We start from the raw sequence: 26459 nt of genomic DNA, 5'->3' as shown, positions 1-26459 counted from the left end.
TCTTGCCACGCCGGGCGCTGGCGAGGTGTGCGCATGAGCGGGTACCGGACCCTTCCCGTGCCGGACGGCCTGGACGGGATGAGGGTCGACGCGGGCCTGGCCAAGCTCCTCGGCCTGTCCCGCACGGTGGTCGCGGCGTTGACCGAATCGGGTGACGTGGTGCTCGACGGCCAGCCCGCCGGCAAGTCGGACCGGCTGGTGGCGGGCGCGATGCTGGAGGTCACCCTCCCCGAGCCCGAACGGCCGGTGCAGGTGCAGGCCGTGCCCGTGGAGGGCCTCAAGGTCCTGTACGAGGACGACGACATCATCGTGGTGGACAAGCCGGTCGGCGTGGCCGTCCACCCCAGCCCCGGCTGGACCGGTCCCACCGTGGTCGGCGGCCTGGCCGCGGCCGGCATCCGGATCGCCACGTCGGGCGCGGCCGAACGGCAGGGCGTCGTGCACCGCCTGGACGTCGGCACGACCGGTGTCATGGTGGTCGCGAAGAGCGAGAGCGCCTACTCGGCCTTGAAGCACGCGTTCAAGGAACGGACGGTCGACAAGCTCTACCACGCCCTCGTGCAGGGGCACCCGGACCCGATCAAGGGCACCATCGACGCCCCGATCGACCGGCACCCGAAGCACGACTACAAGTTCGCCGTGATGGCCAACGGCAAGCCGAGCATCACGCACTACGAGGTGGTCGAGGCCTTCCGGGCCGCGTCACTGCTCGACGTGCACCTGGAGACCGGCCGCACGCACCAGATCCGGGTCCACTTCTCCGCACTGCGGCACCCGTGCGTCGGCGACATCACCTACGGTGCCGACCCGTCGCTGGCCAAGCGGCTCGGCGTCACCCGGCAGTGGCTGCACGCCCGGACGCTGGGCTTCCACCACCCGGCCGACGGCCAGTGGGTGGAGTTCACCAGCGAGTACCCGGCCGACCTCGCCGAAGCCCTGGAACTGCTGCGCGCCGAGGGCTACTGACGCGACACGTCCACGTTCGAGCGAAATCCTCGTCTGAACGCGTGACGTAGGACATATCGCTTTCCCCAGATCGTTCGGCTTGCGAAGCTTTTCACCCAACGAGCCTGGGGGACCGCCGCATGGACAACAGGGCCCGACTGGTAGCGCTCCTGGGAGCCCTGTGCTGCTTGGGGCCGCTCTCGATCGACACCTACCTGCCGGCGTTCCCCTCCATGGCGGAGGAGTTCGACGCGACCGGGTCGCAGATCCAGCTGTCCCTGACGACGTTCATCATCGGTCTGTCGGCGGGCAGCGCGTCGGCCGTGCTCGGTGTGACGACGTTCCTGGTCGGCGGCCTGATGGCGCCGCTGGTCGGTGCGGGCGGCTCGGCGAGCGTGCTGCCGATGGTGACCGTGATGGCGGGCGCGTCGGTGCTGGCCGTGGTCCTGTTCGCCACCCTCACCAGGGGCGACGTGGGCATCACCCGGGACACCGAACCGGCGCCCGTGCCCGCCTAGTCCTCGATCGTCCAGACCAGGGTGTTGAGGTCGGTCTCCGGGCGGGAGCTCCAGCGCACCGAGAAGATCACGGTGTCCTCGGGCAGCACGTAGACGGTGTGGCCGCCCGCCGTCTCGCCCGGCTGCACGCCGATCTTGTGCGGCGGCCGGGACGACAGCGACACCGGCGCCTTGCCCACCGTCTCGCCCTTGTTGGTCATCAGCACCAGGTACATGTCGGGCAGGGCGTTGAACGGCACCTGGCCGATGTTCGCCAGCTCCGTGTGCACGACCACGGCCCGCTCGCCGTCGGCCAGCTTGTACCCGGCCGCGGTGAACAGGAAGTCGGCCGGGTCGACCACCTCGACCAGCTGGATGGTGAACCGGGCGCCCTCCAGGCCCTCGGTCTCCAACGTGCTGCCGATCTTGCCGGTGCGCGAGCGCGGCGCGGGTGCCTGGTCGCCGCGCGCCCAGCCGGACGTGCCGGGCACGCCCCACGTGTTCATCGGCTCCGGCAGCGGCACCGGCCCGGACGGCGGTCCCACGTGCGGTCCGGTCTGCGGTTGCGCCGGGAACGGCGTGCTGGGCGGCCCCTGCGGGCCGGGGTAACCGGGGTAGGGGCCCGACGGCGTGCCGTGCACCGTGCCCGGCACGGGCGGGTACGGGCCGCTCGGCGTGCCGCGGACGGCCTGTCCGCCGGGTCCCGCGTAGTTGCCCCACGCCACGCTGTTGGCCAGTGCCTTGCGGATGCCGTTCGGGTCGCACTCCACGCCGACGAGCAGCGGCAACCCGCTGCCGGACAACGTGATCAGCCGGGTGGCGGCCTCGCGCGGGTCCATGCCCAGCCGGGCGGCCACCTCGTGCACGGCGGCACGGCCCATCTCGGCGATCATGGCCAGGAGACGGGCGTCGACGGGGTCCGGCGCTACCACACCAAGAACGCTACCCGGCTGGGCCGATCTTCGCGTCATCGGCCCGGCCGACACACCCACCCCCGCCGGGCGACCACGGAGCGTTTTGGGGTTAGGCTCGCAGATGTCTCGCCCGCGCTCTGTCCCGGGCCCGCTGCGATCTTCAGGGGGGTTTGGGTGTCCGACTCGTTTGTGCACCTCCACGTGCACACCGAGTACTCGATGCTCGACGGCGCGGCCAAGCTGAAGGACATGTTCGCCGAGTGCGAGCGGATGGGCATGCCCGCCGCCGCGATCACCGACCACGGCAACATGTACGGCGCCTACGACTTCTACCGGCAGGCGACCGCCGCGGGCATCAAGCCGGTGATCGGCATCGAGGCGTACCTGGCCCCGGAGTCGCGCTTCAACAAGAAGCGCGTGCTGTGGGGCGACCCGGGGCAGAAGGCCGACGACGTCTCGGCCAGCGGCGCGTACACCCACCAGACCATCTGGGCCCGCGACAACGAGGGCCTGCACAACCTGATGAAGATGTCCAGCCGGGCCTCCACCGAGGGCCAGCTGGGCAAGTGGCCCCGGATGGACGTCGAGCTGATCGCCGAGCACTCGGCGGGGCTGATGGCGACGACCGGCTGCCCGTCCGGCGAGGTGCAGACGCGGTTGCGCCTGGGCCACGAGAAGGAGGCCCTGGAGGCCGCCGCGAAGTGGCGCGACATCTACGGCGCGGACAACTTCTTCGTCGAGCTGATGGACCACGGCATCGAGATCGAGAGCCGGGTCCGGGGCGGGCTGCTGGACATCGCCAAGAAGCTCAGCATCCCGTTCGTGGTGACCAACGACTCGCACTACACCTACTCCGAGGACCGCGACGCGCACGCGGCGCTGCTGTGCGTGCAGACCGGCAAGACGCTCCAGGACCCGAACCGGTTCAAGTTCGACGGCACGGGCTACCACCTGAAGTCGCCGGACGAGATGCGCGCGATCGACTCGTCCGACGCCTGGCAGGAGGGGTGCCGCAACACCCTGCTGGTGGCCGAGCGGGTCGACACGACCGGCATGTTCGCGTTCCGGAACCTGATGCCGCGCTACCCGGTGCCCGAGGGCATGACGGAGGCCGACTACTTCCGCGAGCAGGTCTGGGAGGGCATGCGCCGCCGGTTCCCGGGGGGTGTGGACGAGGTCCACCAGAAGCAGGTCGAGTTCGAGATCGGCGTCATCCTCCAGATGGGCTTCCCGTCCTACTTCCTGGTGGTCGCCGACTTCATCAACTGGGCCAAGGCCAACGGCATCCGGGTCGGCCCCGGCCGTGGTTCCGCGGCAGGCGCGCTGATCGCGTACGCGATGGGCATCACCGACCTCGACCCGCTGGCGCACGGCCTGATCTTCGAGCGGTTCCTGAACCCGGACCGGGTCAGCCCGCCCGACATCGACATCGACTTCGACGAGCGCCGGCGCGGTGACGTGATCCGGTACGTCACCGACAAGTGGGGCGCCGACAAGGTCGCCCAGGTGATCACGTTCGGCACGATCAAGGCGAAGGCCGCGATCAAGGACTCCGCCCGCGTGCTGTACGGGCAGCCGGGCTACGCGGTGGCGGACCGGATCTCCAAGGCCATGCCGCCCGCCGTGATGGGCAAGGACATCCCGCTGTCCGGCGTGTTCGACCCGCAGCACAAGCGGTACTCCGAGGCGGCCGAGGTCCGCGCGCTGTACGAGACGGACCCGCAGGTCAAGGAGATCATCGACACCGGACGAGGCCTGGAGGGCCTGATCCGCAACGCGGGCGTGCACGCCTGCGCGGTGATCATGTCCGCGGAGCCGCTGACGGACCACATCCCGGTCTGGATGCGCCCGCAGGACGGTTCGATCATCACCCAGTTCGACTACCCGACGTGCGAGACGCTCGGCCTGCTGAAGATGGACTTCCTCGGCCTGAGCAACCTGACCACGATCGACGACGCGCTGAAGAACATCGCGCTCAACGGCAAGGGGACGGTCGACCTCGACAAGATCGGGCTGGACGACAAGAAGACCTACGCGCTGCTGTCCAAGGGCGAGACGTTGGGCGTGTTCCAGCTGGACGGTGGGCCCATGCGGGACCTGCTGCGGCTGATGCGGCCCGACAACTTCGAGGACATCTCGGCCGTGGGCGCGCTGTACCGCCCCGGCCCGATGGGCGCGAACTCGCACACGAACTACGCGCTGCGCAAGAACAAGCTCCAGGAGATCACGCCGATCCACCCGGCGCTGGCCGACGCCCTGGAGGACATCCTGGGCACGACCTACGGCCTGATCGTGTACCAGGAGCAGGTCATGGCGATCGCGCAGCAGCTGGCCGGGTACTCGCTCGGCCAAGCCGACCTGCTGCGCCGCGCGATGGGCAAGAAGAAGAAGGAGATCCTCGACAAGGAGTACGAGGGTTTCGCGGCGGGCATGCGGGACAAGGGTTTCCCGGACGACGCGATCAAGACGCTGTGGGACATCCTGGTTCCGTTCGCGGACTACGCGTTCAACAAGGCGCACTCCGCCGCGTACGGCCTGATCTCCTACTGGACGGCCTACCTCAAGGCGAACTACCCGGCCGAGTTCATGGCCGCGCTGCTGACCACGAACTCGGACAACAAGGACAAGTCGGCCATCTACCTGGCCGAGTGCCGCCGGATGGGCATCACGGTCCTCCCGCCGGACGTCAACGAGTCCGAGCGCGAGTTCGTCGCCGTCGGCAACGACATCCGGTTCGGCCTCGGCGCGATCCGCAACGTCGGCGCGAACGTGGTCGACGCGATCATCAAGACCCGCAAGGAGAAGGGGAAGTTCGTCGACTTCTCCGACTTCCTGCGCAAGGTCGACGTGCAGGCCTGCAACAAGAAGGTCGTCGAATCGCTGATCAAGGCGGGCGCGTTCGACTCGCTCGGCCACCCGCGCAAGGGCCTGCACATGGTCCACGTCGAGGCGGTCGACGCGATCATGCTCACCAAGAAGGAAGAGGCGCGCGGCCAGTTCGACCTGTTCGGCGACGGCAGCGGTGACGGCGACGGCGCGTCGGTGTTCGACGTCAAGATCCCGGACGAGCACTGGGAGTCCAAGCACCAGCTCACGCTGGAGCGGGAGATGCTGGGCCTGTACGTGTCCGGCCACCCGCTCAACGGCGTGGAGCACGTGCTGGAGTCCTATTCGGACGCCTCGATCGCGCGGATCCTGGAAGGCGACGTGCCGGACGGCACGCAGGTCACCCTGGGCGGCATCCTGTCGACGGTCACCCGCCGGGTGAACAAGAACGGCGAGCCGTGGGCGTCGGCGATGCTGGAGGACCTGGCCGGTGGCATCGAGGTGCTGTTCTTCCCGAAGAGCTACGTCGTCCACGGCATGTCGGTGGCCGAGGACGCGATCGTGCTGGTCAAGGCGCGGGTGGCGAAGCGGGACGACCGGACCTCGCTGATCGCCAACGACCTGGTCGTGCCGGACCTGTCGGAGCTGGGTTCGCAGGCGTTGAAGCTGAAGGTGTCGGCGTCGCGCTGCGACCCGAAGCTGGTGACGTCGTTGAAGGAAGTCCTCTCCGCGCACCCCGGCACCACCGAGGTGCACCTCAACCTGGTCATCAACAGCAGTCGGAACACGTTGCTGAAGCTGGACGACGCCCTTCGGGTCACGCCCACCCCGTCCCTCATGGGTGATCTGAAGGCGCTGCTCGGCCCCGGGTGCTTGGGCTGATCGGGTGACATAGGTCGTATCCGGGGACACGAGGGAACCTCGACTCGTTGAGTAAACAGGGTTTACTCAAACGAGGAGGGGATCCCCTTGGGGGAGAAGATCGCCGGTCTGGACGTGCTCGGCGAGGAGTACTTCGCCGACCCGCACGCCTACCACGCCCGGCTGCGCGAGCAGGCCGCGGCGAGCGAGATCGTGCTGCCGCGCGGCACGAAGGCGTGGCTCGTCACCCGGTACGAGGAGGCTCGGCTGGCGCTCGCGGACCCGCGGTTCAGCAAGCACTACGAGCGCTTCCCGGAAGTCATGGCGCTCAACCGGGTCGGGCGCGACGAGGGGGTCATCGAGTTCGACCAGTCCCTGGTCAAGCACATGCTGAACATGGACCCGCCGGACCACACCCGGCTGCGCAAGCTCGTCACCAAGGCGTTCACCGCCCGGCGGGTCGAGCAGCTTCGGCCCCGCATCCAGGAGATCACCGACGGGCTGCTGGACGAGATGGCGACCCGGTCCGAGGTGGACGCGGTGGACGTGGTGGACGTGGTGGACGCGCTGGCGTTCCCGCTGCCCATCACGGTCATCTGCGAGATGCTCGACGTGCCGATGGACGAGCGCGACGACTTCCGCGTGTGGTCGAACGTGCTGGTCGGCGGTGGCAACGGGGACGGGGCCGACTTGCAGGAGGCCGGCGGCAAGATGGCGGCCTACCTGGCACGGCTGGTCGAGAACAAGAAGGCCGACCCCGGTGACGACTTCTTCTCGGCGTTGGTGCACGCCGACGAGGACGGTGACCGGCTCGACCCGATGGAGCTGATCGCCATGGCGTTCCTGCTGCTGGTCGCCGGGCACGAGACGACCGTCAACCTGATCACCAACGGCGTGCACCACCTGCTGCGCAACCCCGACCAGCTGGAGAAGCTGCGCGCCGACCGGTCGCTGCTGCCGGGCGCGGTGGAGGAGTTCCTGCGCTACGAGAGCCCGGTCAACCAGGCCACGATGCGCTTCACCAACGAGGACGTCGAGCTGGGCGACGTGGTCATCCCGAAGGACAGCGTGGTCGTGGTGGCGCTGAGCGGCGCCAACCGCGACGGGTCGAAGTTCCCGGACGCGGACCGGTTCGACATCACCCGGCCCGCCGGCGGGCACCTGGCGTTCGGGCACGGCGTGCACTACTGCCTGGGCGCGCCGCTGGCCCGGATGGAGGGCGAGATCGCGGTCGGCTCGCTGCTGGACCGGTTCGACATCGCCCCGGCGGCCGAGCCGGACGCGCTGAAGTGGCGGCCGGGCACGCTCATTCGCGGGCTGGAGGCGCTGCCGGTTAGCCTCACGCCCCGTGGAGCGCGATGAGCTGCTGAAGCTGGACCAGGCGCACGTCTGGCACCCGTACGGCCCGATGCCGGGCACCCACCAGCCGCTCGTGGTCTCGTCGGCGGAGGGTGTCCGGCTCCGGCTGGACGACGGGCGCGAGCTGGTCGACGGCATGTCGTCGTGGTGGGCCGCGATCCACGGCTACCGGCACCCGGTGCTCGACGCCGCGGTGCGCGACCAGCTCGGCCGGATGAGCCACGTGATGTTCGGCGGCCTCACCCACGAGCCGGCGGTGGCGTTGTCGGCGCGGCTGGTGGAGATCACGCCCGAGCCGTTGCAGCACGTGTTCCTGTGCGACTCCGGCTCGGTGTCGGTCGAGGTCGCGATCAAGATGGCGTTGCAGTACTGGCGCTCGCGGCGGCGGCCGGAGAAGCGGCGGCTGCTGACGTGGCGCGGCGGGTACCACGGGGACACGTTCCAGCCGATGGCCGTGTGCGACCCGGAGGGCGGGATGCACTCGCTGTGGCGGGGCGTGCTGCCGGACCAGGTGTTCGCGTCCGCGCCGCCGCGCGACCTGGAGACCGCGTACGTCCAGGAGCTGGCCGACCTGATCGAGCGGCACGCCGACGAACTGGCCGCGGTCATCGTGGAGCCGGTCGTGCAGGGCGCGGGCGGGATGCGCTTCCACGACCCTCGCTACCTGCACGTGCTGCGCGAGCTGACGCTGGCCAACGACGTGCTGCTGATCTTCGACGAGATCGCCACCGGGTTCGGCCGCACCGGCGAGCTGTTCGCCGCCGACCACGCCGCGATCAGCCCCGACATCATGTGCCTGGGCAAGGCGCTGACCGGCGGTTACCTGTCGATGGCGGCCACCTTGTGCACCTCGCGGGTGGCGGACGGAATCTCGCGGGGCGAGGTGCCGGTGCTGGCGCACGGCCCGACGTTCATGGGCAACCCGCTGGCCTCGGCGGTGGCGCTGGCGTCCACCGACCTGCTGTTGTCGCAGGACTGGCGAGGGTCGGTGCGGCGGATCGAGGCCGGGCTGCGGTCCGGGCTGGCGCAGGCGCCCGGTGACGTGCGGGTGCTCGGCGCGATCGGCGTCGTGCAGCTCGACCACCCGGTGGACATGGCCGCCGCCACCGCCGCGGCCGTCGACCACGGCGTGTGGCTGCGGCCGTTCCGCGACCTGATCTACACCATGCCGCCGTTCGTCAGCACGGACGACGACGTGGCCGCGATCAGCGCGGCCGTCGTCGCCGCGGCCGAGGCGTCACATGCGCAGCAGGGTTGAGCCCCACACCAGCAGCAGCGTCGCGTAACCGACGCAGATCCAGCCCAGGACCCGGCCGGCAGGCTCGACCTCACGCTCGAACACCTTCTCGGCCAGCCACCGACCACCGGCGAACATCACGGCGGCTGCCGGTGCGATCGCCACGCCGTACGCGCTCGCGTACGCGCCCGCCCAGAAGTCCGTGGGCAGCGAGATGCTGTCGGCGTGGTCGCTCGGAATGCACATGAACGCGACCGCTGTCCACAACCACGCGACGACCCGCAACCGGTCCACCGTCTTGGGTTTCAAGCTCTTCTGGTTGACCAGCAGCACGCCCCACGCCATGAACGCGCCGCTGCCGAACAGCCAGCCGACCACCGTCGACACGACCGGCACCCCACCCACGGCGGCGCCCAGGGCCGGGAACACCGCGCTCCACAGGTAGTAGTGGCCCGCGATCTCCGCGGCGAGGCCGACCAGCACCACGAGGACCGTGACGACCCAGTGCCATCGGAACAACCGGTCGCCCAGCTTCTCCAGCGTGTCCGGCTGTGCGACGGGCATGGGCGGCGGGGGAGGGCCCGGCCAGTCCACCGGCTCTTTCTCCGCTGCTATCCGCGCGCGCTCCGCCGCCGCACGGGCCCGGCGGCGCTTCTTCTTGTCGGCCAAGTCAGGCTTCGACGGCGGCGGCGAGGTCGGTGTTCGTCGGCTCGACCAGCACCCGGCCGTCGGGCAGCACGATCACCGGGATGTTCTTGCGCCCACCGGCGAACTCGATCGCCCGGTCGCGGGCCGCGTCGTCTTGCTCGACGTCGACCTCCGTGAACGGCACTTCGTGCTCCCGCAGCCATGCCTTGGCCCGGCGGCAGTCGCCGCACCAGTTCGCTCCGTACAGAACGATCTCACCCATAGCGGTGACTCTAGAACGCGGAGACCCGTGACGCTCCGGATAGGCCTAGGGTGGGTGCCCGTGAGCGTCCTCGTGATCACCGGCACGGGCACCGAGGTCGGCAAGACGGTGGTCGTCGCCGCTCTGGCGGCGCTGGCCGTCGCCGACGGTCGGCGGGTCGCCGTGCTCAAGCCCGCGCAGACCGGCGTCGCCGACGGCGAGCCGGGCGACCTCGCCGAGGTGGTCCGACTCGCGGGTCCGGTCACCACCCGTGAGCTGCGCCGATACCCGGAACCGCTGGCTCCCGCCACGGCCGCGCGCCGGTCCGGGATGTCCACCGTGCACCCCAGCGAGGTCGCCGCGGCGACCGTCGCCCTGGACGAGACGCACGACCTCGTGCTGGTCGAGGGCGCGGGCGGGCTGCTGGTCCGGTTCGACGCCGCCGGCTCGACCATCGCCGACGCCGCGTGGGCGCTCAACGCCCCGGTGCTGCTCGTCGCGCACGCCGGCCTCGGCACGTTGAACATGGCCGCGCTGACCGCCGAGGCCCTGCTGCGACGCGGGCTGGAGTCCATCGGCGTGGTGGTGGGCCGCTGGCCCGCCGCGCCCGACCTGGCCACCCGCACCAACCTGGTCGACCTGCCCGAGGCCGCGGGCGCGCCGCTGCTCGGCGTGCTGCCCGACGGCGCGGCGTCCCTGGACCGGGCGGAGTTCGTGGAGATGGCCCGCGGGGCCCTGTCGCCGTGGTTCGGCGGCAACTTCGACCCGGAGAAGTTCGCCGCACCGCACACCTGCTGACCCGCCCGCGCCGGTTGAACGAACCAGTGACGCACGTCGCTGGGTCGGCCACTGGTCCGTGCGGCAGACTGCACGGCGGATGACCGCCGGAGTTCCCCGAGGAGAAGTCGTGACCGCAGCCCCTGAACAGCTCGATGTCCTCAGCGTCGCCCGCGAGCAGGTGCTGGAGCAGGGCGTCGGACTGTCCGAGGAGCAGGTGCTCGAAGTCCTCCAGCTGCCCGACGAGCGGATCCCGGACCTGCTGGAACTGGCGCACGCGGTGCGGATGCGCTGGTGCGGTCCGGAGGTCGAGGTCGAGGGCATCGTGTCGCTGAAGACCGGCGGCTGCCCCGAGGACTGCCACTTCTGCTCCCAGTCCGGCCAGTTCCCCTCGCCGGTGCGCTCGGCGTGGCTGGACATCCCCGGCCTGGTGAAGGCGGCCCGGCAGACCGCCGAGACCGGCGCGACCGAGTTCTGCATCGTCGCCGCCGTGCGCGGGCCGGACAAGAGGCTGCTGTCGCAGGTGCGGGACGGCATCAAGGCCATCCGCGAGGACGGCAACGACATCCAGATCGCGTGCTCGCTCGGCATGCTCACCCAGGAGCAGGTGGACGAGCTGGTGGAGATGGGCGTCCACCGCTACAACCACAACCTGGAGACGGCCCGCTCGCACTTCCCCAACGTGGTCACCACGCACTCGTGGGAAGAGCGGTGGGACACGCTGAAGATGATCCGCGACGCGGGCATGGAGGTCTGCTGCGGCGGCATCATCGGCATGGGCGAGACGCTGGCCCAGCGCGCCGAGTTCGCCGTGCAGCTGGCCGCGCTGGAGCCCGACGAGGTGCCGCTGAACTTCCTCATCCCGAACCCCGGCACCCCGTACGAGAACTACCCGGTCGTGGAGGGCCCCGACGCGCTGCGGGCCGTCGGCGCGTTCCGGCTCGCCCTGCCGCGCACGATCCTGCGCTTCGCCGGCGGCCGTGAGCTGACCTTCGGCGACCTCGGCGCGAAGCAGGGCATGCTCGGCGGCGTCAACGCGATCATCGTCGGCAACTACCTGACCAACCTCGGCCGCCCGGCCCAGGACGACCTCGACATGCTGGACGAGCTGTCCATGCCGATCAAGGAACTGAGCAAGACCCTGTGATGTACTGCGGTTATTGCGGCAAGGCGCGCGTCGGAGTCGGCGTCGGCGGGGCCGACGACCAGACCGAAGTCGACCACTCGGCGTGCGCCTCGCGGCTCGGTGTGATCGACCCGCCGCGGTTCTGCGGCGAGTGCGCGCGGCGGATGGTGGTGCAGGTGACCCCGGCCGGCTGGACCGCCGCGTGCAGCCGTCACGGCGAGATCACCTCAGCGCGGTAACCTGCCCTGCATCTGGTCACGGGTGCAGGGAGGTCGTCGGGTGGCGGAGCAACCGGTGGACGAGCGGGCGATGCCCGTTCGGGTGCCACCCGCGCCGGCGTTCGAGTACTACTACGTGGTGCACCGGCCACGGGTGGTGGTGAAGCGCGACCTGTTGCCCGCGTTCTCCGTGCTGTCCGCGATCTCGCTGTTCGGGCTGCCCCTGGGGTGGCTGTGGGCGTGGCTCGCGCCGCCGCAGAACGTGGTGGTGCAGCAGGACGGGACGATGGTCCCGGTGACCGGTGAGAGCTACCACCGGCTCGACGGGCTGATGCTGTTCGTGCTGATGGGGTTGGCCGCCGGGCTGATCACCGGTATCGCGGTGTGGATGCTGCGGGAACGGCGCGGGCCGGTGGTGATGGTGGCGGCCACGCTCGGGTCGGTCGTGGCGGCCTACCTGGGTCAGCTGACCGGCACCGGTGCGGCCGGCGGCAGGTACGCCGTCGGCGCCGCGCCCGGGGTCGGTGACGTCATCGCCCTGGCCCCGGTGCTGGAGACGTCGTGGGGCGTGCTGGCGTGGCCCTTGGGCACGGCGCTGGCGTACGGCTGCCTGGCCGCGTGGAACGGTTTGGACGACCTCGGCCGACGGTTGGGTTAGAGCCCGGTCCGGTTACAGCTGGTACGCGGTGTCGGGCACGTCGGTGACGAACATGTGGCCCGGCGCGTGGGTGATCGCGAACGGCGGTTTCGACGCCATCACCGCGGCCTGCGGTGTCACGCCGCACGCCCAGAAGACCGGCACGTCGCCCTCGTGCGGGTCGGTGCGGTCGCCGAAGTCCGGCCGGTCCAGGTCCTCGATGCCGAGCGCCCCCGGATCGCCGACGTGGACCGGGGCGCCGTGGACGGCGGGCATCCGGGCGGTGACCCTGGTCGCCGTGTCGACCAGGTCGGCCGGGATGTAGCGCATCGACACCACCATCGGGCCGTGCAGGCGGCCCGCCGGGCGGCATTCGCGGTCCGTCACGTACATCGGGACGTTGCGCTGCTGCTCGACGTGCCGGAGCGGGACGTCCGCCTTCTTCAGCGCCGACTCGAACGTGAAGCTGCACCCGATGAGGAACGCGACCAGGTCGTCCTGCCAGTGGACGGACGCGTCGGCGGGTTCCTCCTTCAGCTCACCGTGCTCCCAGATCCGGTAGCGGGGCAGGTCGCGCATCAGGTCCGCGTTGCCCGCCAGGACCGTGCTGGTGCTGCCCACGTCGGTGACGTCCAGGACCGGGCACGGCTTGGGGTTGCGCTGGGTGAACAGCAGGACGTCGTAGGCCCAGTCCTTGGGGACGGCGATGAGGTTGGCCTGGGCGTAGCCGTCCGCGAGACCGGCCGTCGGGCCCCGGTGGTTCCGGCGCACCTGCGCCGGGGTCATCACTGGTGTCATTTCAGCTCGACGCCCTTCGTCTCGGGGAGGCCGAGGAGCGCCACGACGGCGATGCCGTAACCGGCCGCACCGAAGATCATCGCGCCGCCGACGCCCATGCTCTCCGCCAGGAATCCCACCAGGGTCGGGAACAGCGCGCCGACCGCGCGGCCGAAGTTGTAGGTGAAGCCCTGGCCGGTGCCGCGCAGCTCGGTCGGGTACAGCTCGGCCAGGAACGAGCCGAAACCGCTGAAGATCGCCGACGTGGTGAACCCGAGCGGGAACGTGACCAGCAGGATCAGCCCGTTCGCGCCCGCCGGTATCTGGGTGAACAGGACGATGAGGATCGCGCTGAGCACGGCGAACAGGGTGAAGGTGCGCTTGCGGCCGAGTCGGTCGGTCAGGTAGCCGCCGGTGATGTAGCCGGCGAACGCGCCGCTGATCAGCAGGGCGAGGTAGCCGCCGGTGCCGACGACGCTGAGGCCGCGTTCGGTCTTGAGGAACGTCGGCACCCAACTGGCGAGGGTGTAGTAGCCGCCTTGGACGCCGGTGGCCAGGAGCGCGGCGAACAGGGTGGTGCGGCCCAGTTCGCCCTGGAAGATGGCCCTGAACCGACCCTTGCGCGGGCTGGTCTGGAGCGCCTGCTCGGCCTTCGGGGCGTCCTTGACGTTGCGGCGGACGTAGAAGACGAGGAGGGCGGGGATCGCGCCGGTCCAGAACAGCACGCGCCAGGCGATGTCCTGGGGCAGGAAGCTGAACACCACGGTGTAGACGATGACGCTGAGGCCCCAGCCGACGGCCCACGAGCTCTGGATGAACGCGACCGTCCGGCCCCGGTACTGGGGTTTGCAGTACTCGGCGACGAGGATCGCGCCGGCCGCCCACTCGCCGCCGAAGCCGAGGCCCTGGAGGGCGCGGAACACCATCAGCATCTCGTAGCTGGTGGCGAAGCCGCACAGGACCGTGAACACGGCGTACGTGATGACGGTGATCATGAGGGTGCGGACCCGGCCGATGCGGTCCGCCAGGATGCCCGCGATCGCGCCGCCGAGGGCGGAGACGACGAGGGTGACGGTGTTGAGCAGGCCTGCTTCGCCCTTGGTGATGCCGAAGTAGGCGGTGATGGCGAACAGGCCGAGGGGCAGGACCTGGAAGTCGTACGCGTCCAGGCCGTAGCCGCCGAACGCGCCGACGAAGGCGCGCTTGCCGTTGCGGCCCAGCGTGTGGAACCACGCGAACGGGCCTGTCCTGGTGCTGTCCGTAGTGCTGTCCGTGGTGCTCATGTCGGGAGATCACCTCGCAGCCGTGAGGGGGTGCCGTCCGCACACCGTAGAGGATTGTTGAACAATCCCACTAGAGGGCAATGGGACGAATCAACACGTGAACACCCCTGTCACCTCACCGTCATGAGAGCGCTCTCACCTCCTCCGCCGGTCGTAGTCCGGGTAGAACTTGCGCAGCAGGCCGACGGTCTCGGCGAAGTCGAGTTGTCCCGACGTGGGCTGGTGGCCGATGAACGTGTAAGTCAACCGCGAACCGAGAGCGGGAAAGAAGATCCGCGACGCCGTGCCGATGGCGCCCATTGCGATGACGATCATTTCCGTGTCGCCCGCGTCCAGCAGCAGTGACGCCAGTACTTTCACATCCGCACCGGTCGTCGCCATGGTCGAAACTTTGACGATATCGGCGCCGGCATCTTTTGCGTCACGCACGACCGCTTTGAGCTCGTCGAGCTCCGGCGTGTTGTCGAAATTGTGGTGGGAAACGATCGCCAACGCGCCGTGCTCGTGCGCGGAACCGATCACATCCGCCAGGATCTCGTGCGACGACAGTTCCACGTCCACCGCGTCGACCAGCGACGCGACCCCCCTGAACAGCTCAAGTCGCTCCTCCTCGGTGCCGCTCCACCCGCCGCCCTCGTTGGCCGAACGCACGGTCGCCAGAATCGGCAGACCCCGGAAAGCGTGAACCTGTTCCAGGACGTGACCCATATCGGTTCGGGAGAACCGGTCGATGCGCAATTCGGCGACATCGACGCCGAGGGTCAGTGCTTCTTTGGCGGCCTGCTCGCTGTCGTCGTCACCGAAGCTGACCGCGACAAGAGGGGTACCGCTGTCCAATAGTGCGCGCATGGTATTCATGCGCGGTATCCTACACCGCCATTAAAGCCGGTCAATTGCGATGCGGCAGGTGCCCCAATTCGGACAACGGCGCGGGCACGGCGCTCAGCGCGTCGACAATGCCCGCCTCCCGGTGCAGCACTTTCCGCACCAGGCGCAGCCGCCGGGCGGGCGACGTCTCCTCCAGCAGTCGCTGCCGGTCCTCCAACGTCAGCAGGCAGTCACCGGCCAACGCGTACGCCAGGTCGGCGAACGCCGTGTCCTCCGCCGGCGGCCGACCGCCCTCGCTCCGGTACGCCGCCTCCCGGTACCTGCCGTGCGCCGCCCGCGCGCTGTCCGCCAGCAACGGCAGCACCGCCTCGATCTCCGGCGGCGCGGCCGTGTCCGGCAGCCACTCGACCGACCCGACCAGGTAAGGCGCGCTGTCCTCGTCGACCTCCAGCAGCCGGAACCGCCGACTGCCCTTGGTGGTCAGGTCGTACCGCCCGTCCGGCAGTCGCCGCGCCTCCTGGAGCACCGCCGTGCAGCCGACGTCGCACAGCGCCTCGACGTTCTCCTCGCCGACCTCCCACCCCTGCTTGATCGACACCACGCCGAACGTCCGCTCCGGCACCGCGCCGGTCACCAGGTCGACCGTCAACTGCCGGTAACGGGGCTCGAACACGTGCAGCGGCAGTGACGCCCCGGGCAGCAGCACGGTGCCCAGCGGGAAGAGGGGGAGCGTCGTGGTCACGAACCCAAGCTACGGGTGGACGGTGGCCGCAGCACGGCGAAGGGGTCGGTGACGCGCATCTCGCCCGACACGAACCGGAACAGCGCCGCCGGCCTGCCACCGGACGGTCCGGGCTGCACGGTCCCGCCCGTCGGCTCCAACAACCCGCGCCGCGACAGCACCCGTTGCAGGTTGGTCGCCGACACCTTGTACCCCAGTGCCGCCGAGTACAGCGAGCGCAACGCGGAGATGGTGAACTCCGGCGGCGCCAACGCGAACCCGAGGTTCGTGTACGACAGCTTCGACGCCAACCGGCTGCGGGCACGGCGGCAGATCGCCTCGTGGTCGAACGCCGTCGCGGGCAGCGCGTCCACCGGGTACCAGGCCGTGTCGGACGGCACCACCGGGTCGATGTGGGACGGCACCAGACCGAGGAACGCGGTCGCCACGACACGCAGTCCGGGCACCCGCGCGGGGTTGCTGAAAACGGCCAGCTGCTCGACGTGTGACAACTGTCGCACGTCCACTTTTTCGGCCAGCTGACGGCGGATCGAGGCCTCGACGTCCTCGTCGTCGCCGAGCCCGCCACCCGGCAGTGACCAGCGGTGAGCGTGCGGTTCCCGAGCGCGCTCCCACAGCATGACCTGGAGTGATCCGGCTCTCACCTGGAGCACCGCGGCCAAAACCTCATGTCCCGCCAGTCCCACTCGGCTGATACTATCGGCCGTGTTTTCGACCGTTAGGCGAAAACCTGGCTCAAGGGAGGAACCATGGTCGCTACCGCCTACGTGGAGCGAACCTCCGACGGCGCCTACGACGGGGTCGCGCCGGACGCCGCCTGGCGGGACGAGGTGTTGGAGCTGGCACGCGAGCGGGACGCGGTCATCCTCGCGCACAACTACCAGCTGCCCGAGATCCAGGACATCGCGCACCACACGGGTGACTCGCTGGCGCTCAGCCGCATCGCGGCCGCGAGCGACGCGTCCACCATCGTGTTCTGCGGCGTGCACTTCATGGCCGAGACCGCCAAGATCCTCGCGCCGCACAAGACGGTCCTCATCCCGGACGAGCGGGCGGGCTGCTCGCTGGCCGACTCGATCACCGGCGACCAGCTGCGCGCGTGGAAGGCCGAGCACCCCGGCGCGGTCGTCGTCTCCTACGTCAACACCACGGCCGAGGTGAAGGCGGAGACCGACGTCTGCTGCACCTCGTCGAACGCGGTGGACGTGGTGAAGTCCATCCCCGCCGACCGCGAGGTGCTGTTCCTGCCGGACCAGTTCCTCGGCGCGCACGTCAAGCGCGAGACCGGCCGGGAGAACCTGCACATCTGGGCGGGCGAGTGCCACGTCCACGCGGGCATCAACGGCCCGGAGCTGGCGCAGCGGGCGGCCGACAACCCCGAGGCGGACCTGTTCATCCACCCCGAGTGCGGTTGCGCCACCTCGGCGCTCTACCTCGCGGGCGAGGGCACCGTCCCGGCGGAGAAGGTGAAGATCCTCTCCACCGGCGACATGATCACCGCCGCCCGGCGGACCAGCGCGAAGTCGGTGCTGGTGGCCACCGAGATCGGCATGCTGCACCAGCTGCGCAAGGCCGCGCCGGAGATCGACTTCCGCGCGGTGAACGACCGGGCGTCGTGCCGGTACATGAAGATGATCACGCCGGCGGCGCTGCTGCGCGGGCTGCGCGAGGGCAAGGACGAGGTGCACGTGGACCTGGAGACCGCCAAGCGGGCCCAGGGCGCGGTGCAGCGCATGATCGAGATCGGACAGCCCGGCGGCGGGGAATGAGCGAGCTCGCGAGCTCGTCGTCGAACACAGCGAGCGTGCTCATGGGTTCTCCGAACCCTGGCGAGGAGGATTCATGAGCACACCCCTGTGGGAGGCGCGTGCCGACCTGGTGGTCGTCGGCACGGGTGTGGCGGGTCTGACGGCGGCGCTGCGCGCGCGTGAGCTGGGACTGCGGGTCCTCGTCGTGACGAAGGCTTCCGGCGAGGACGGCAACACCCGGTGGGCGCAGGGCGGCGTGGCCGTCGTGCTGCCCGGTGAGCACGACGAGGGCGACACGGTCGACGCGCACGTGCGCGACACGCTGGTCGCGGGCGCCGGGCTGTGCGACGAGGCCGCCGTGGAGGCGATCATCGCGGGCGGTCCGGCGGCGGTGGCCAGGCTGCGCGAGCGGGGCGCGGTGTTCGACGCCGCGCCGACCGGTGGGCTGGCCCGCACGCGGGAGGGCGGGCACAGCGCGTTCCGCGTGGTGCACGCCGGCGGTGACGCGACCGGCGCGGAGGTGGAGCGCGCGCTGTTGTCGGCGGCGTCCGACGGGCGGGTGCCGGTGCTGGAGCAGCACGTCGCGGTGGACGCCGTCCGCACCCCGCTCGGCCAGGTGTGCGGGCTGCTGGTGCTGGACGGCAACGGCGTGCCGGGCGTGCTCGGCGCCCCGGCGGTGCTGCTGGCCAGCGGTGGCCTCGGACAGCTCTACCAGGCCACGTCCAACCCGGAGGTGGCCACCGGCGACGGCCTGGCGCTGGCGTTGCGCGCGGGCGCGGCGGCGGCGGACGTCGAGTTCGTCCAGTTCCACCCGACCGTCCTCTACACCGGGCGCGGCGCGCGTGGCCGCTGCCCGTTGGTGACGGAGGCCGTGCGCGGCGAGGGCGCTGTGCTGGTCGACGCGACCGGCGCGCGGGTCATGCGCGGCGTGCACCCGTTGGAGGACCTGGCGCCACGGGACGTGGTGGCGGCGGCGATCACCCGGCACATGGCGGCCGGTCCCGGCGGCGTGGACGACCACGTTTTCCTCGACGCGACAGGCATCTCGGACTTCGCGCGCCGGTTCCCGACCGTGCACGCGGCCTGCCTGGCCGCGGGTGTGGACCCGGCGGGTCAGCCGATCCCGGTGGCACCGGCGGCGCACTTCGCGTGCGGCGGCGTGGTGTCCGATGTGGACGGACGAACGGGTGTGACCGGCCTGTACGCGGCGGGCGAGGTGGCGCGGACCGGGCTGCACGGCGCGAACCGGCTGGCGTCCAACAGCCTGCTCGAAGGCCTGGTCGTCGGCACGCGGGCGGCCGAGGCGGTCGCGGCGGACCTGGCGCTGGGCGTGCTGGCGCGCTGTTCGGCCTCGGCCTCGGTTCCGGTCGAGCTGCCGACGGCGCCGGTCGCGGCCCGTGACTCGTTGCAGCGCGTGATGTCCCGGTACGCGGCGATCGGCCGTGACGCCGAGGGCCTGGCCGTGGTCGGCTCGGTGCTCGACCTGTCCACTGCGGACCGCGAGCTGGACACCCGGGAACTCGTCGAGGACGCGGCGCTCACCGTGGCCGCGCGGGCGTTGATCGCGGCGGCGGCGGAACGCGAGGAATCGCGCGGCTGCCACGTCCGCACCGACTTCACCGAGCGGGACGAGGTGTGGTGGCAGCGCAGCCAGGTCGTCCGGCTCAACCCGTCCGGCCAGCCGGTGCTGGCCGATCCGGTGGTGGCGAGGGGAGTGGCATGACTTCCGAAGACCTGTTCGCGGGGTCTGGACTCGATCCGGACGACGTCCGCCGCGTGATCGCGACGGCGTTGGAAGAGGACCTGCGGTACGGCCCGGACGCGACGACCGAGGCCACCGTGCCCGCCGACGCGGTGGCCGTGGCCGAGCTGACGCCGCGCGCGGCCGGTGTGCTCGCGGGCATCCCGGTGGCGCTGGAGGTGTTCCGCCGGGTCACCGACGTGGAGGTGCTGGAGCGGCGGCAGGACGGCGACAAGGCCGTGCCCGGCGAGCCCGCCCTGGTCCTGCGCGGACCGGTGCGCGGTCTGCTCACCGCCGAGCGCACCGCGTTGAACCTGCTGTGCCACCTGTCCGGCGTGGCCACGCTCACCGCGGCCTGGGTGGACGAGATCGCCGGCACGAAGGCGCGGGTGCGGGACTCCCGCAAGACCCTGCCGGGCCTGCGGCTGCTGGAGAAGTACGCGGTGCGCTGCGGTGGCGGCGTCAACCACCGGCTCGGTCTCGGCGACGCCGTGCTGATCAAGGACAACCACGTGCGGGCCGCGGGTTCGGTGCGGGCGGCGTTGGCCGCCGTGCGCGCCCACGCGCCGCACCTGGCGTGCGAGGTCGAGGTCGACTCGCTGGACCAGCTGGACGAGGCCGTCGCCGACGGCGCGGAGCTCGTGCTGCTGGACAACTTCACCGTCGCGGACTGCGCGGAGGCGGTGCGGCGGGCGGGTGGCGTCCGGCTGGAGGCGTCCGGCGGGCTGACGCTGGACGTGGCCGGGGCCTACGCCGAGACCGGCGTGGACTACCTGGCCGTCGGCGGCCTCACGCACTCCGCACCGGCGCTCGACCTGGGGCTGGACCTGCGCTAAGCCGCCGACAGGGGACGCGCCCGCGCCCGGGGCATCAGGCGCGGGCACGTCCTGTTCAGGAGTCGCGATCCCCGGTCGGGTCTTCGCGCTCCACGTCCACCTGTTCCTTGCGCACCTGGCCCTGGACCTTCCGGTGCTCGGTCGAGGTCTGCTTGTCCAGCCGGACCTTCTCCACCGGCTTGACCTTCTTCCTCACCACCGGCTCCTCCCGGCGCAGCGTGACCTCGGCCACCTCCTCACCGAACGCGCCGCCGGTCGGCGTGCCCTCGGCGGGTTCGCGCACCACGCGGACCTCCTCGTGCGACACCGGCACGGACACGTCCTTCTGCTCGGTCACCACGTGCTTGACCAGCCGCACCCGGCCGGCCTTCACGATGCGGGTGCCGACGTCGAGGTCTTCCTCGTGCCGGGTGACCGAGTCACCGGTCCGGGTCTCGTGGCGTCCGCGCTGCCGGGCCCGTTGTTCGGCCCGCTGTTCGGCTCGCTGTCCGGCCCGTTGTTCGGCGTGCTCTTCGGCGCGCTGTTCGGCGCGCTGTTCGGCGGCGGTCCGCCCGCGTACGTCGATGCCCGGCTGTTCGGCGGTCGGCTGTTCGGCGGTCGGCTGTTCGGCGGTCGGCTGTTCGACGGTCGGCTGTTGGGCGGCGGCCTTCCTGCGGATGTCGATGGCCGGCTGTTCGACCGTCGGCTGTTCAGAGATCGGCTGCGCGGAGATCGGCTGTTCGGTGGCGGGCATGGGCATGGTGTCGGAGCGTTCGCGGCTCGGCAGCCGGTCGTGGTCGCCGCTGCGGTTGGCCGGGATCAGTCCGTAGTACTCGTACAACTCGTCCTGCTGGCTCGCGGACATGTGCTCGTCCGACACGTCGATCCGTGGCGCGCCCTTCACCTTCTGCTTGTCCACCGGCACGGTGATGGTGCGTTCGCCCAGGGTCCCGTCCTGGATCGGCACGAACGATTCCTTGCGGCCGAACAGGCCGGTGTGCACCGAAGCCCACATCGGCCGACCGTCCCGGTCGTCGAGCCAGACCTGCTTCACGGAGCCGATGCGCTCACCGTGCTCGTCGATCACTTCGCAGTCGTACAGGCGGTCCACGTCGGCCTGGTTGATCATGGCCTGGGTCCCCTTCGCTGTGATGTCGCATGCGAAGGCAGGGTTCCCAGCGCCAGGGGACACCTATTCGGCTGCCACCCATTCGTGTGAGGAAACCTCACACGAGAATGTCAGAGCCGGCGGTTCGCCAGCACCGGCAACGTCTGCCGCGCCCGCGTGACGGCGTCGGCGTCCACGTCGACCAGGATCAGGCCCGGCTCGCCCGCCAGCTGCTCGACCACCTCGCCCAGCGGCGACGCCACCGTGCTGAAGCCCACGCCGGTGGGCGCGCCGTTGTGGTCGACCCGCGGATCGGCCTGGCCGCAGGCCAGCACCCACGACGTGCAGTCCAGCGCCCTGGCCCGGACCAGCAGTTCCCACTGCTCCCGCTTGCCCGGTCCCGCGCCCCACGACGCGCACACCAGCACCGCCGTCGCGCCCCGGTCCGCCAGCGCCCGGAACAGTTCGGGGAACCGCACGTCGTAGCACGTGGCCAGGCCGAGCGTGACGCCGTCGACCTCGACGGTCACCGGCTCGGAACCGGGCGCGACCGTGCGCGACTCGGTGAACCCGAACGCGTCGAACAGGTGGATCTTGTCGTAGCCCACGTGGTGACCACCGCCCGTGACCAGCAGGGTGTTCGTCACCCGGCCGTCCAACGCCGGTGTGAACATGCCCGCCACGATGATCACGGCGTGTTCGTCGGCGATGTCGCGCACCGCGCTCGCCCACGTCCCGTCCAACGGCTCGGCCACCATGCCGAGCGGCACGCCGAACCGGCACATCGTGGCCTCGGGGAACACGACCACGCGCGCACCGCCCGCCGCCGCGCGTTTGGTCTCCGAACGCACCAGGTCGAGGTTCGCCGCCGGGTCGGTTGACGAGTTGATCTGGCAGAGGGCGACACGCATGTCACCCACTCTAGGTAGTGTCGGGTCTCGTGCGCTCCCTCCTTCCGCCGCTAGTCGTCGCAGCCGTCCTCGTCGCAGCGGGGTGCACGGGCACGACGACACCGAGCGCCGAGGGCACCGCCGACGGCAGCGCGCTCGTGCTGGCCGACCCGGCCGAGCCGACCACGCTGAACCCGCTGCTCGGCTACGGCCGCGAGGGCGTGTCCAAGCTGTACGACGGCCTGGTGGAGCACCGCGCGGACGGCTCGGTGCGGCCCCAGCTCGCGGTCGACGCGCCAGCGCCCGCCGCGGACGGGCTGAGCTGGACCGTGAAGCTGCGCGAGGACGTCAAGTTCACCGACGGCACGGCGTTCGGCCCCGAGGACGTGGTGGCGACCTACCGGGCGCTGCTGGACCCGGCGTCCGGCTCGACCGAACGGGCCGCGTACGCGGAGCTGACCGGCGTGGAGCAGCTGGACGTGCGCACGGTGCGGTTCACGCTGGCCAGGCCGTGGGCCGCGTTCCCGCACATGCTGGTGCTCGGCATCCTGCCCAGCGAGGCGTTCGGCGGGCCGTTGCGGGACGTGAAGCCGGTCGGCACCGGCCCGTACAAGCTGGTGGACTGGCGCAAGGGCGACCGGATGGTGCTGGAGGCCAACGCCTCCTACTTCGGCGGCGAGCCGAAGATCCGCAAGCTGACCGTCGTGTTCGTGCCGGACGACAACACCCGCGCCCAGCGGATGCAGGCGGGCGAGTTCGACGGCACCGAGCTGCCGCCCCGGCTGGCCGCGTCGTTCGGGTCCGTCAACGGCATGCGGGTGATCACGCACCGCAGCGCCGACCTGCGTGCCATCACGCTGCCGAGCGGTCCGGTGACGGGTGACAGCGCGATCCGGATGGCGTTGAACCAGGCGGTCAACCGCAAGGGCATGGTCGACAACCTGCTGGGCGGCAAGGGCACGCCCGCGAGCACACCGGTGCCGGACACGCTGCCGGAGTTCGTGGAGACCGGCGCGGGGTTCCAGTACGACAAGGCGCAGGCCGAGCTGCTGCTCGACCAGGCGGGCTGGGTGCGCGGCGCGGACGGCGTGCGCGTGCGCAACGGCGTGCCGGCCCGGTTCGTGCTGATGTACCCGATCGGCGACGTGGTGCGCGCCGACCTGGCCACCGCGTTCGCCGCGGACGCCAAGGCGGTCGGGATCGACGTGCAGCTGGCCGGGCTGAGCTGGGAGGCCGCCACGCCCCGGCTCGGCGTGGACGCCATGCTGCACGGCGGCGGCACCCCGTTCGACCCGGACCTGATGACCTACTGGCCGCTGCACACCGGCAACCCGTGGGGCTACTCGAACCAGCAGGTCGACGCGGCCCTCGACACCGGGCGCACGCTGCTGGACCCGGCGCAGCGGGCGGCGGCGTACAAGCAGTTCCAGCGGGCGTACGCCGCCGCGCCGGGCATGGTGGTGCTGGCGGCGGTGCAGCACACGTACGTGGTCCGGGAGAACTGGAACGGCTACCAGGAGGTCGTGGACCCGCACGCGCACGGCGCGCTGTCGTGGGGGCCGTGGTGGAACCTGGAGAAGTGGACGCCCAGGTAGTGCTGGTCTTCTTGCACCTTTTTGGCGATAGTGGAGATCCACGAGCCTAAGGGGACGCAGTGACGATCTTCCTCGACTCAGCCGGTTCTTCGCTGCCGCCGCGTGAGGTGTTGGACGAGGTCGTCGGGCACCTGCGGCGGGAAGCCGAGATCGGCGGGTACGTGGCCGCGCGGGAGCGGGCGGACGACCTGGAGGCCGGGTACGGGGTGTTCGCCGAGCTGCTGGGCGCGTCGCCGGACGAGATCGCGTTCACCGACAGCGCCACCCGGTCGTGGCTGACCGCGTTCGACGCGGTGCCGCTGGCCGCCGGTGACCGCGTGCTGTTCAGCGAGGCCGAGTACGCGGGCACCGCGATTCCTATCCTGCACCGGGCGCGGAAGGTCGGCGCGACCGCCGAGGCGGTGCCGTCGGACTCGTTCGGGCAGATCGACGTGGCGGCGTTGAAGGAGATGCTGGACGAGCGGGTCAAGCTGGTCTCGCTGGTGCACGTGCCGACGAACAGCGGGTTGGTGAACCCGGCGCGCGAGGTCGCGGACGCGGCGCACGAGGTGGGCGCGCTGGTGCTGCTGGACGCGTGCCAGTCGATCGGGCAGCTGCCGGTGCGCGCCGATGACCTGGGCGTGGACCTCATCGCGGGCACCGGCCGCAAGTGGCTGCGCGGGCCGCGCGGCACCGGTGTGCTGGTGGTGCGGCGTGAAGCCGCCGAGCGCATGAGGCCCAGGCTGATCGACCTGCACAGCGCCGAGTGGGTGGCGCCGGACGGGATCAGGCTGCGGGACGACGCGCGGGTGTACGAGATCTGGGAGTCGAACGTCGCCGCCCGGCTCGGGTTCATCGCGGCGGCCCGGTACGCGCTGGCCAAGGGCCTGGACGTGATCGAACGCGAGGTCGGCTCCCGCGCCCAGCGGCTGCGTGACGGCCTGGGCGCGCTGCCCGGCGTGACCGTGCGGGACGTGGGTCTGCGCAAGGCGGGCATCGTCACGTTCACCGTGGACGGCGTGGCGGCGGTCGACGTGCGGGACCGGCTGGCCCGCGCCGGTGTCACGGTCACCGTCAGCGAGGCGTCCTCGACCCTGCTGGACATGACCCGGCGCGGGCTCGGCGAGGTGGTGAGGGCGTCACCGCATTACTTCGTCGAGCCCGCGCAGGTCGATCAGGCCGTCGAGGCCGTCGAGGCCGTCAGCAGGTTGCGCTGATGATCCTCGGCGGGCAGTCCGAGTAGTCCAGGAACAACTGGACCGCGGTGTCGTTGCGCGAGGTCTGCGCCGCGATGACCGTGTCACGCGGGTAGAAGCCGCTGGTGCCGCTCGCCGACGCGGGGTACATCTCGAACGTGTAGCTCCAGATCTTGTGCGCCCCCCACATCCAGTCGTCGATGCTGCCGTCGGTGATGTACAGGTCGCTGGCCTGCTGCGGGGTGTAGCCGTTCAGCGCGGCCATCCGCCTGCCGAGGGTGGCGAAGACGTTCGCCTGGGTGGCGTTCAGGCCCGCCGCGGTGTCGCTGTAGGTGTAGCCGTACGGCCACAGCACCAGCTCCGAGTACGTGTGCCAGTCGATGTTGGACTTGATCTGCTGCACACCGCCGACCACGCGGCTCGCCACGAAGTCGCGGAGACGGGCGGTCTCCGGCGCGGAGAACGCCGACGGGCCGCGGTAGGTCTCGCTCGACCCGCTGCCGCTGGAGCCGCCGCAGCAGCCCCACTGGTAGCCCCAGTTGCGGTTCGGGTCGGTGCCGGTGGAGGTGGAGTTCGGCTGCCGGTTCTTGCGCCACGCGCGGAACGAGCCGGTGGCGATGTCGTACTCCGAGCCGTCCGGGTTGACGCTGGGGATCACCCAGATCTCCCGGCTGTCGACCGTGTTCTTGATGGTCGAGTTGGTCGCGTAGTTGTCCGTGTACCGCTTGATGATGTGCAGGCACATCTCCACGGTCAGGTGCTCACGCGCGTGCTGGTTGCAGTTGAACAGCACCTCGGGCTCGGCCTCGTCGACCGACGGGTTGTCGCTGATCTTGATCATCCACAGGTCGCGGTTCTGGTACGACTTGCCGATGCTGCGCATCGTGACCAGGTTCGGGTGGTCGGCCACCGCCTGGTTCATCTCGGCGACCATCTCGGCGTAGTTGTGGTAGCCGGTGTAGCCGGACGGGAAGTCCAGCGTGCCGAGCTGGGGGTCGGTGAACTCCGCCTTGCCCAGGCCCGCGAGCTGGGCGTCCGCGTCACCCGTGTCCTTCATCGGCAGCCCGGTGGCGCGCAGCGCCCACTGCTGCCGCGGTTCGGCGATCACGGTGAGCTTGTCGCCGTTCTGACCGAGGATGTCGACCCCGGTCCTGGCGACCTTGGTCCGTGCCTCGGGGGTGGTCGCGGTGACCTCGAAGACGGTCCGCTCGGAGTTTTGCGCAGTCGTCTGCTGCGCCGACCCCGGGTGCGCAGGGAGCACCAGGGTCACGCTCGCGACCAACGCGGCGGCCACAAGGCCGCGCCGCTTGGTGAACATCAAGCCTCCATCATCAGCAGGGTTTGCGACGGAGATGTGCACGCACGTCGATGTGCGTTACCCGGAAGTAGGGCGTTACCGGGAAGTAGGACATACACAGCGTGGCCCCTCGATCACAGATCGAGGTAGCCGCCGTTTGTCGGGTTCGCCACT

At 70.6% G+C, this 26459-nt stretch carries 25 protein-coding genes; 14 read left to right on the top strand and 11 right to left on the bottom strand.

Features of this window, described 5'->3' with window-relative positions:
* Positions 1 to 33: 33 nt before the first annotated feature.
* Together FM051_RS12085 and FM051_RS12080 are read left to right on the top strand one after the other, a co-directional pair.
* The gene (locus FM051_RS12085; protein ID WP_158843016.1) at positions 34 to 966 is read left to right on the top strand and encodes an RluA family pseudouridine synthase; all 933 of its coding nucleotides are present in this window, start codon (positions 34 to 36) and stop codon (positions 964 to 966) included.
* Between the two features lie 119 nt (positions 967 to 1085).
* On the top strand, positions 1086 to 1463 hold the full coding sequence (locus FM051_RS12080) for an MFS transporter (protein ID WP_158843015.1): 378 nt from the start codon (positions 1086 to 1088) through the stop codon (positions 1461 to 1463).
* Here the strand turns inward: FM051_RS12080 and FM051_RS12075 are convergent.
* Positions 1460 to 2374 (bottom strand): AsnC family protein, encoded by a 915-nt coding sequence (locus tag FM051_RS12075; RefSeq protein WP_158843014.1) that lies wholly within the window; start codon positions 2372 to 2374, stop codon positions 1460 to 1462. The genes FM051_RS12080 and FM051_RS12075 overlap by 4 nt on opposite strands.
* Positions 2375 to 2530: 156 nt before the next feature.
* Between FM051_RS12075 and dnaE the strand changes: the two genes are divergently transcribed.
* The 3 genes from dnaE (at position 2531) to FM051_RS12060 (ending at position 8660) form a co-directional block, all read left to right on the top strand.
* A complete protein-coding gene (dnaE, locus tag FM051_RS12070) occupies positions 2531 to 6064 on the top strand; it encodes a DNA polymerase III subunit alpha (protein ID WP_158843013.1) in 3534 nt (1177 codons plus the stop codon).
* A gap of 87 nt (positions 6065 to 6151) precedes the next feature.
* The gene (locus FM051_RS12065) at positions 6152 to 7405 is read left to right on the top strand and encodes a cytochrome P450 family protein (RefSeq protein WP_238412341.1); all 1254 of its coding nucleotides are present in this window, start codon (positions 6152 to 6154) and stop codon (positions 7403 to 7405) included.
* The gene (locus FM051_RS12060; protein WP_158843012.1) at positions 7392 to 8660 is read left to right on the top strand and encodes an adenosylmethionine--8-amino-7-oxononanoate transaminase; all 1269 of its coding nucleotides are present in this window, start codon (positions 7392 to 7394) and stop codon (positions 8658 to 8660) included. Before FM051_RS12065 ends, FM051_RS12060 begins: the two co-directional genes overlap by 14 nt.
* On the opposite strand, the gene FM051_RS12055 is transcribed toward FM051_RS12060, so the two are convergent.
* The gene (locus FM051_RS12055) at positions 8640 to 9308 is read right to left on the bottom strand and encodes a hypothetical protein (protein ID WP_158843011.1); all 669 of its coding nucleotides are present in this window, start codon (positions 9306 to 9308) and stop codon (positions 8640 to 8642) included. The two genes, FM051_RS12060 and FM051_RS12055, sit on opposite strands and share 21 nt — an antisense overlap.
* A 1-nt stretch (position 9309) precedes the next feature.
* Positions 9310 to 9549 carry a glutaredoxin family protein gene (locus FM051_RS12050; protein ID WP_158843010.1) on the bottom strand — a complete coding sequence of 80 codons (240 nt, stop codon included), beginning with the start codon at positions 9547 to 9549 and terminating at the stop codon, positions 9310 to 9312.
* Positions 9550 to 9609: 60 nt separating this feature from the next.
* Between FM051_RS12050 and bioD the strand changes: the two genes are divergently transcribed.
* The 4 genes from bioD (at position 9610) to FM051_RS12030 (ending at position 12307) form a co-directional block, all read left to right on the top strand.
* Positions 9610 to 10326 (top strand): dethiobiotin synthase, encoded by a 717-nt coding sequence (bioD, locus tag FM051_RS12045; RefSeq protein ID WP_158843009.1) that lies wholly within the window; start codon positions 9610 to 9612, stop codon positions 10324 to 10326.
* 109 nt (positions 10327 to 10435) lie between these two features.
* Entirely contained in the window at positions 10436 to 11452 is a 1017-nt protein-coding gene (bioB, locus tag FM051_RS12040) for a biotin synthase BioB (protein ID WP_158843008.1), read from the top strand.
* The gene (gene bsaP, locus FM051_RS12035) at positions 11452 to 11670 is read left to right on the top strand and encodes a biotin synthase auxiliary protein BsaP (protein ID WP_158843007.1); all 219 of its coding nucleotides are present in this window, start codon (positions 11452 to 11454) and stop codon (positions 11668 to 11670) included. Before bioB ends, bsaP begins: the two co-directional genes overlap by 1 nt.
* Positions 11671 to 11710: 40 nt before the next feature.
* Positions 11711 to 12307 carry a DUF2567 domain-containing protein gene (locus FM051_RS12030; protein ID WP_238412340.1) on the top strand — a complete coding sequence of 199 codons (597 nt, stop codon included), beginning with the start codon at positions 11711 to 11713 and terminating at the stop codon, positions 12305 to 12307.
* A gap of 12 nt (positions 12308 to 12319) precedes the next feature.
* Here the strand turns inward: FM051_RS12030 and FM051_RS12025 are convergent, their stop codons facing one another.
* The 5 genes from FM051_RS12025 to FM051_RS12005 form a co-directional block, all read right to left on the bottom strand.
* Positions 12320 to 13084, bottom strand: a complete 765-nt coding sequence (locus tag FM051_RS12025; RefSeq protein WP_158843006.1) for a putative hydro-lyase — start codon at positions 13082 to 13084, stop codon at positions 12320 to 12322.
* Positions 13081 to 14346: an MFS transporter gene (locus FM051_RS12020; RefSeq protein ID WP_158843005.1), complete on the bottom strand. Its 1266-nt coding sequence runs from the start codon at positions 14344 to 14346 to the stop codon at positions 13081 to 13083. The genes FM051_RS12025 and FM051_RS12020 overlap by 4 nt, the downstream gene beginning before the upstream one ends.
* A gap of 135 nt (positions 14347 to 14481) precedes the next feature.
* Positions 14482 to 15204, bottom strand: coding sequence for a type I 3-dehydroquinate dehydratase (aroD, locus tag FM051_RS12015; RefSeq protein ID WP_158843004.1), 723 nt, complete (start codon positions 15202 to 15204; stop codon positions 14482 to 14484).
* Positions 15205 to 15235: 31 nt separating this feature from the next.
* Entirely contained in the window at positions 15236 to 15916 is a 681-nt protein-coding gene (locus tag FM051_RS12010) for an LON peptidase substrate-binding domain-containing protein (RefSeq protein WP_158843003.1), read from the bottom strand.
* Positions 15913 to 16569 carry an NUDIX hydrolase gene (locus tag FM051_RS12005; protein WP_158843002.1) on the bottom strand — a complete coding sequence of 219 codons (657 nt, stop codon included), beginning with the start codon at positions 16567 to 16569 and terminating at the stop codon, positions 15913 to 15915. The genes FM051_RS12010 and FM051_RS12005 overlap by 4 nt, the downstream gene beginning before the upstream one ends.
* Positions 16570 to 16665: 96 nt before the next feature.
* On the opposite strand from FM051_RS12005, the gene nadA reads away from it, so the two are divergent.
* From nadA to nadC, 3 genes are all read left to right on the top strand, one after another.
* Complete coding sequence (gene nadA / locus FM051_RS12000; RefSeq protein ID WP_158843001.1) at positions 16666 to 17685, top strand: quinolinate synthase NadA; 1020 nt, start codon at positions 16666 to 16668, stop codon at positions 17683 to 17685.
* Between the two features lie 73 nt (positions 17686 to 17758).
* Positions 17759 to 19387 carry an L-aspartate oxidase gene (locus tag FM051_RS11995; protein ID WP_158843000.1) on the top strand — a complete coding sequence of 543 codons (1629 nt, stop codon included), beginning with the start codon at positions 17759 to 17761 and terminating at the stop codon, positions 19385 to 19387.
* A complete protein-coding gene (nadC, locus tag FM051_RS11990) occupies positions 19384 to 20241 on the top strand; it encodes a carboxylating nicotinate-nucleotide diphosphorylase (RefSeq protein WP_158842999.1) in 858 nt (285 codons plus the stop codon). Before FM051_RS11995 ends, nadC begins: the two co-directional genes overlap by 4 nt.
* 55 nt (positions 20242 to 20296) lie before the next feature.
* Here the strand turns inward: nadC and FM051_RS11985 are convergent, their stop codons facing one another.
* Together FM051_RS11985 and FM051_RS11980 are read right to left on the bottom strand one after the other, a co-directional pair.
* A complete protein-coding gene (locus FM051_RS11985) occupies positions 20297 to 21349 on the bottom strand; it encodes a PRC and DUF2382 domain-containing protein (protein WP_158842998.1) in 1053 nt (350 codons plus the stop codon).
* Positions 21350 to 21459: 110 nt separating this feature from the next.
* A complete protein-coding gene (locus FM051_RS11980) occupies positions 21460 to 22239 on the bottom strand; it encodes a carbon-nitrogen hydrolase family protein (protein ID WP_158842997.1) in 780 nt (259 codons plus the stop codon).
* Positions 22240 to 22268: 29 nt separating this feature from the next.
* Between FM051_RS11980 and FM051_RS11975 the strand changes: the two genes are divergently transcribed.
* The gene (locus tag FM051_RS11975) at positions 22269 to 23813 is read left to right on the top strand and encodes an ABC transporter substrate-binding protein (RefSeq protein WP_238412339.1); all 1545 of its coding nucleotides are present in this window, start codon (positions 22269 to 22271) and stop codon (positions 23811 to 23813) included.
* Between the two features lie 59 nt (positions 23814 to 23872).
* Entirely contained in the window at positions 23873 to 25009 is a 1137-nt protein-coding gene (locus FM051_RS11970; RefSeq protein ID WP_158842995.1) for an aminotransferase class V-fold PLP-dependent enzyme, read from the top strand.
* Here FM051_RS11970 and FM051_RS11965 read toward each other — a convergent pair.
* Positions 24993 to 26306, bottom strand: coding sequence for a M14 family metallopeptidase (locus FM051_RS11965; RefSeq protein WP_158842994.1), 1314 nt, complete (start codon positions 26304 to 26306; stop codon positions 24993 to 24995). The two genes, FM051_RS11970 and FM051_RS11965, sit on opposite strands and share 17 nt — an antisense overlap.
* Positions 26307 to 26459: the final 153 nt, after the last annotated feature.

This window comes from Saccharothrix deserti (assembly GCF_009769385.1).
GTDB lineage: Bacteria > Actinomycetota > Actinomycetes > Mycobacteriales > Pseudonocardiaceae > Actinosynnema > Actinosynnema deserti.
This window is presented reverse-complemented; position numbering and strand designations above follow the sequence as displayed.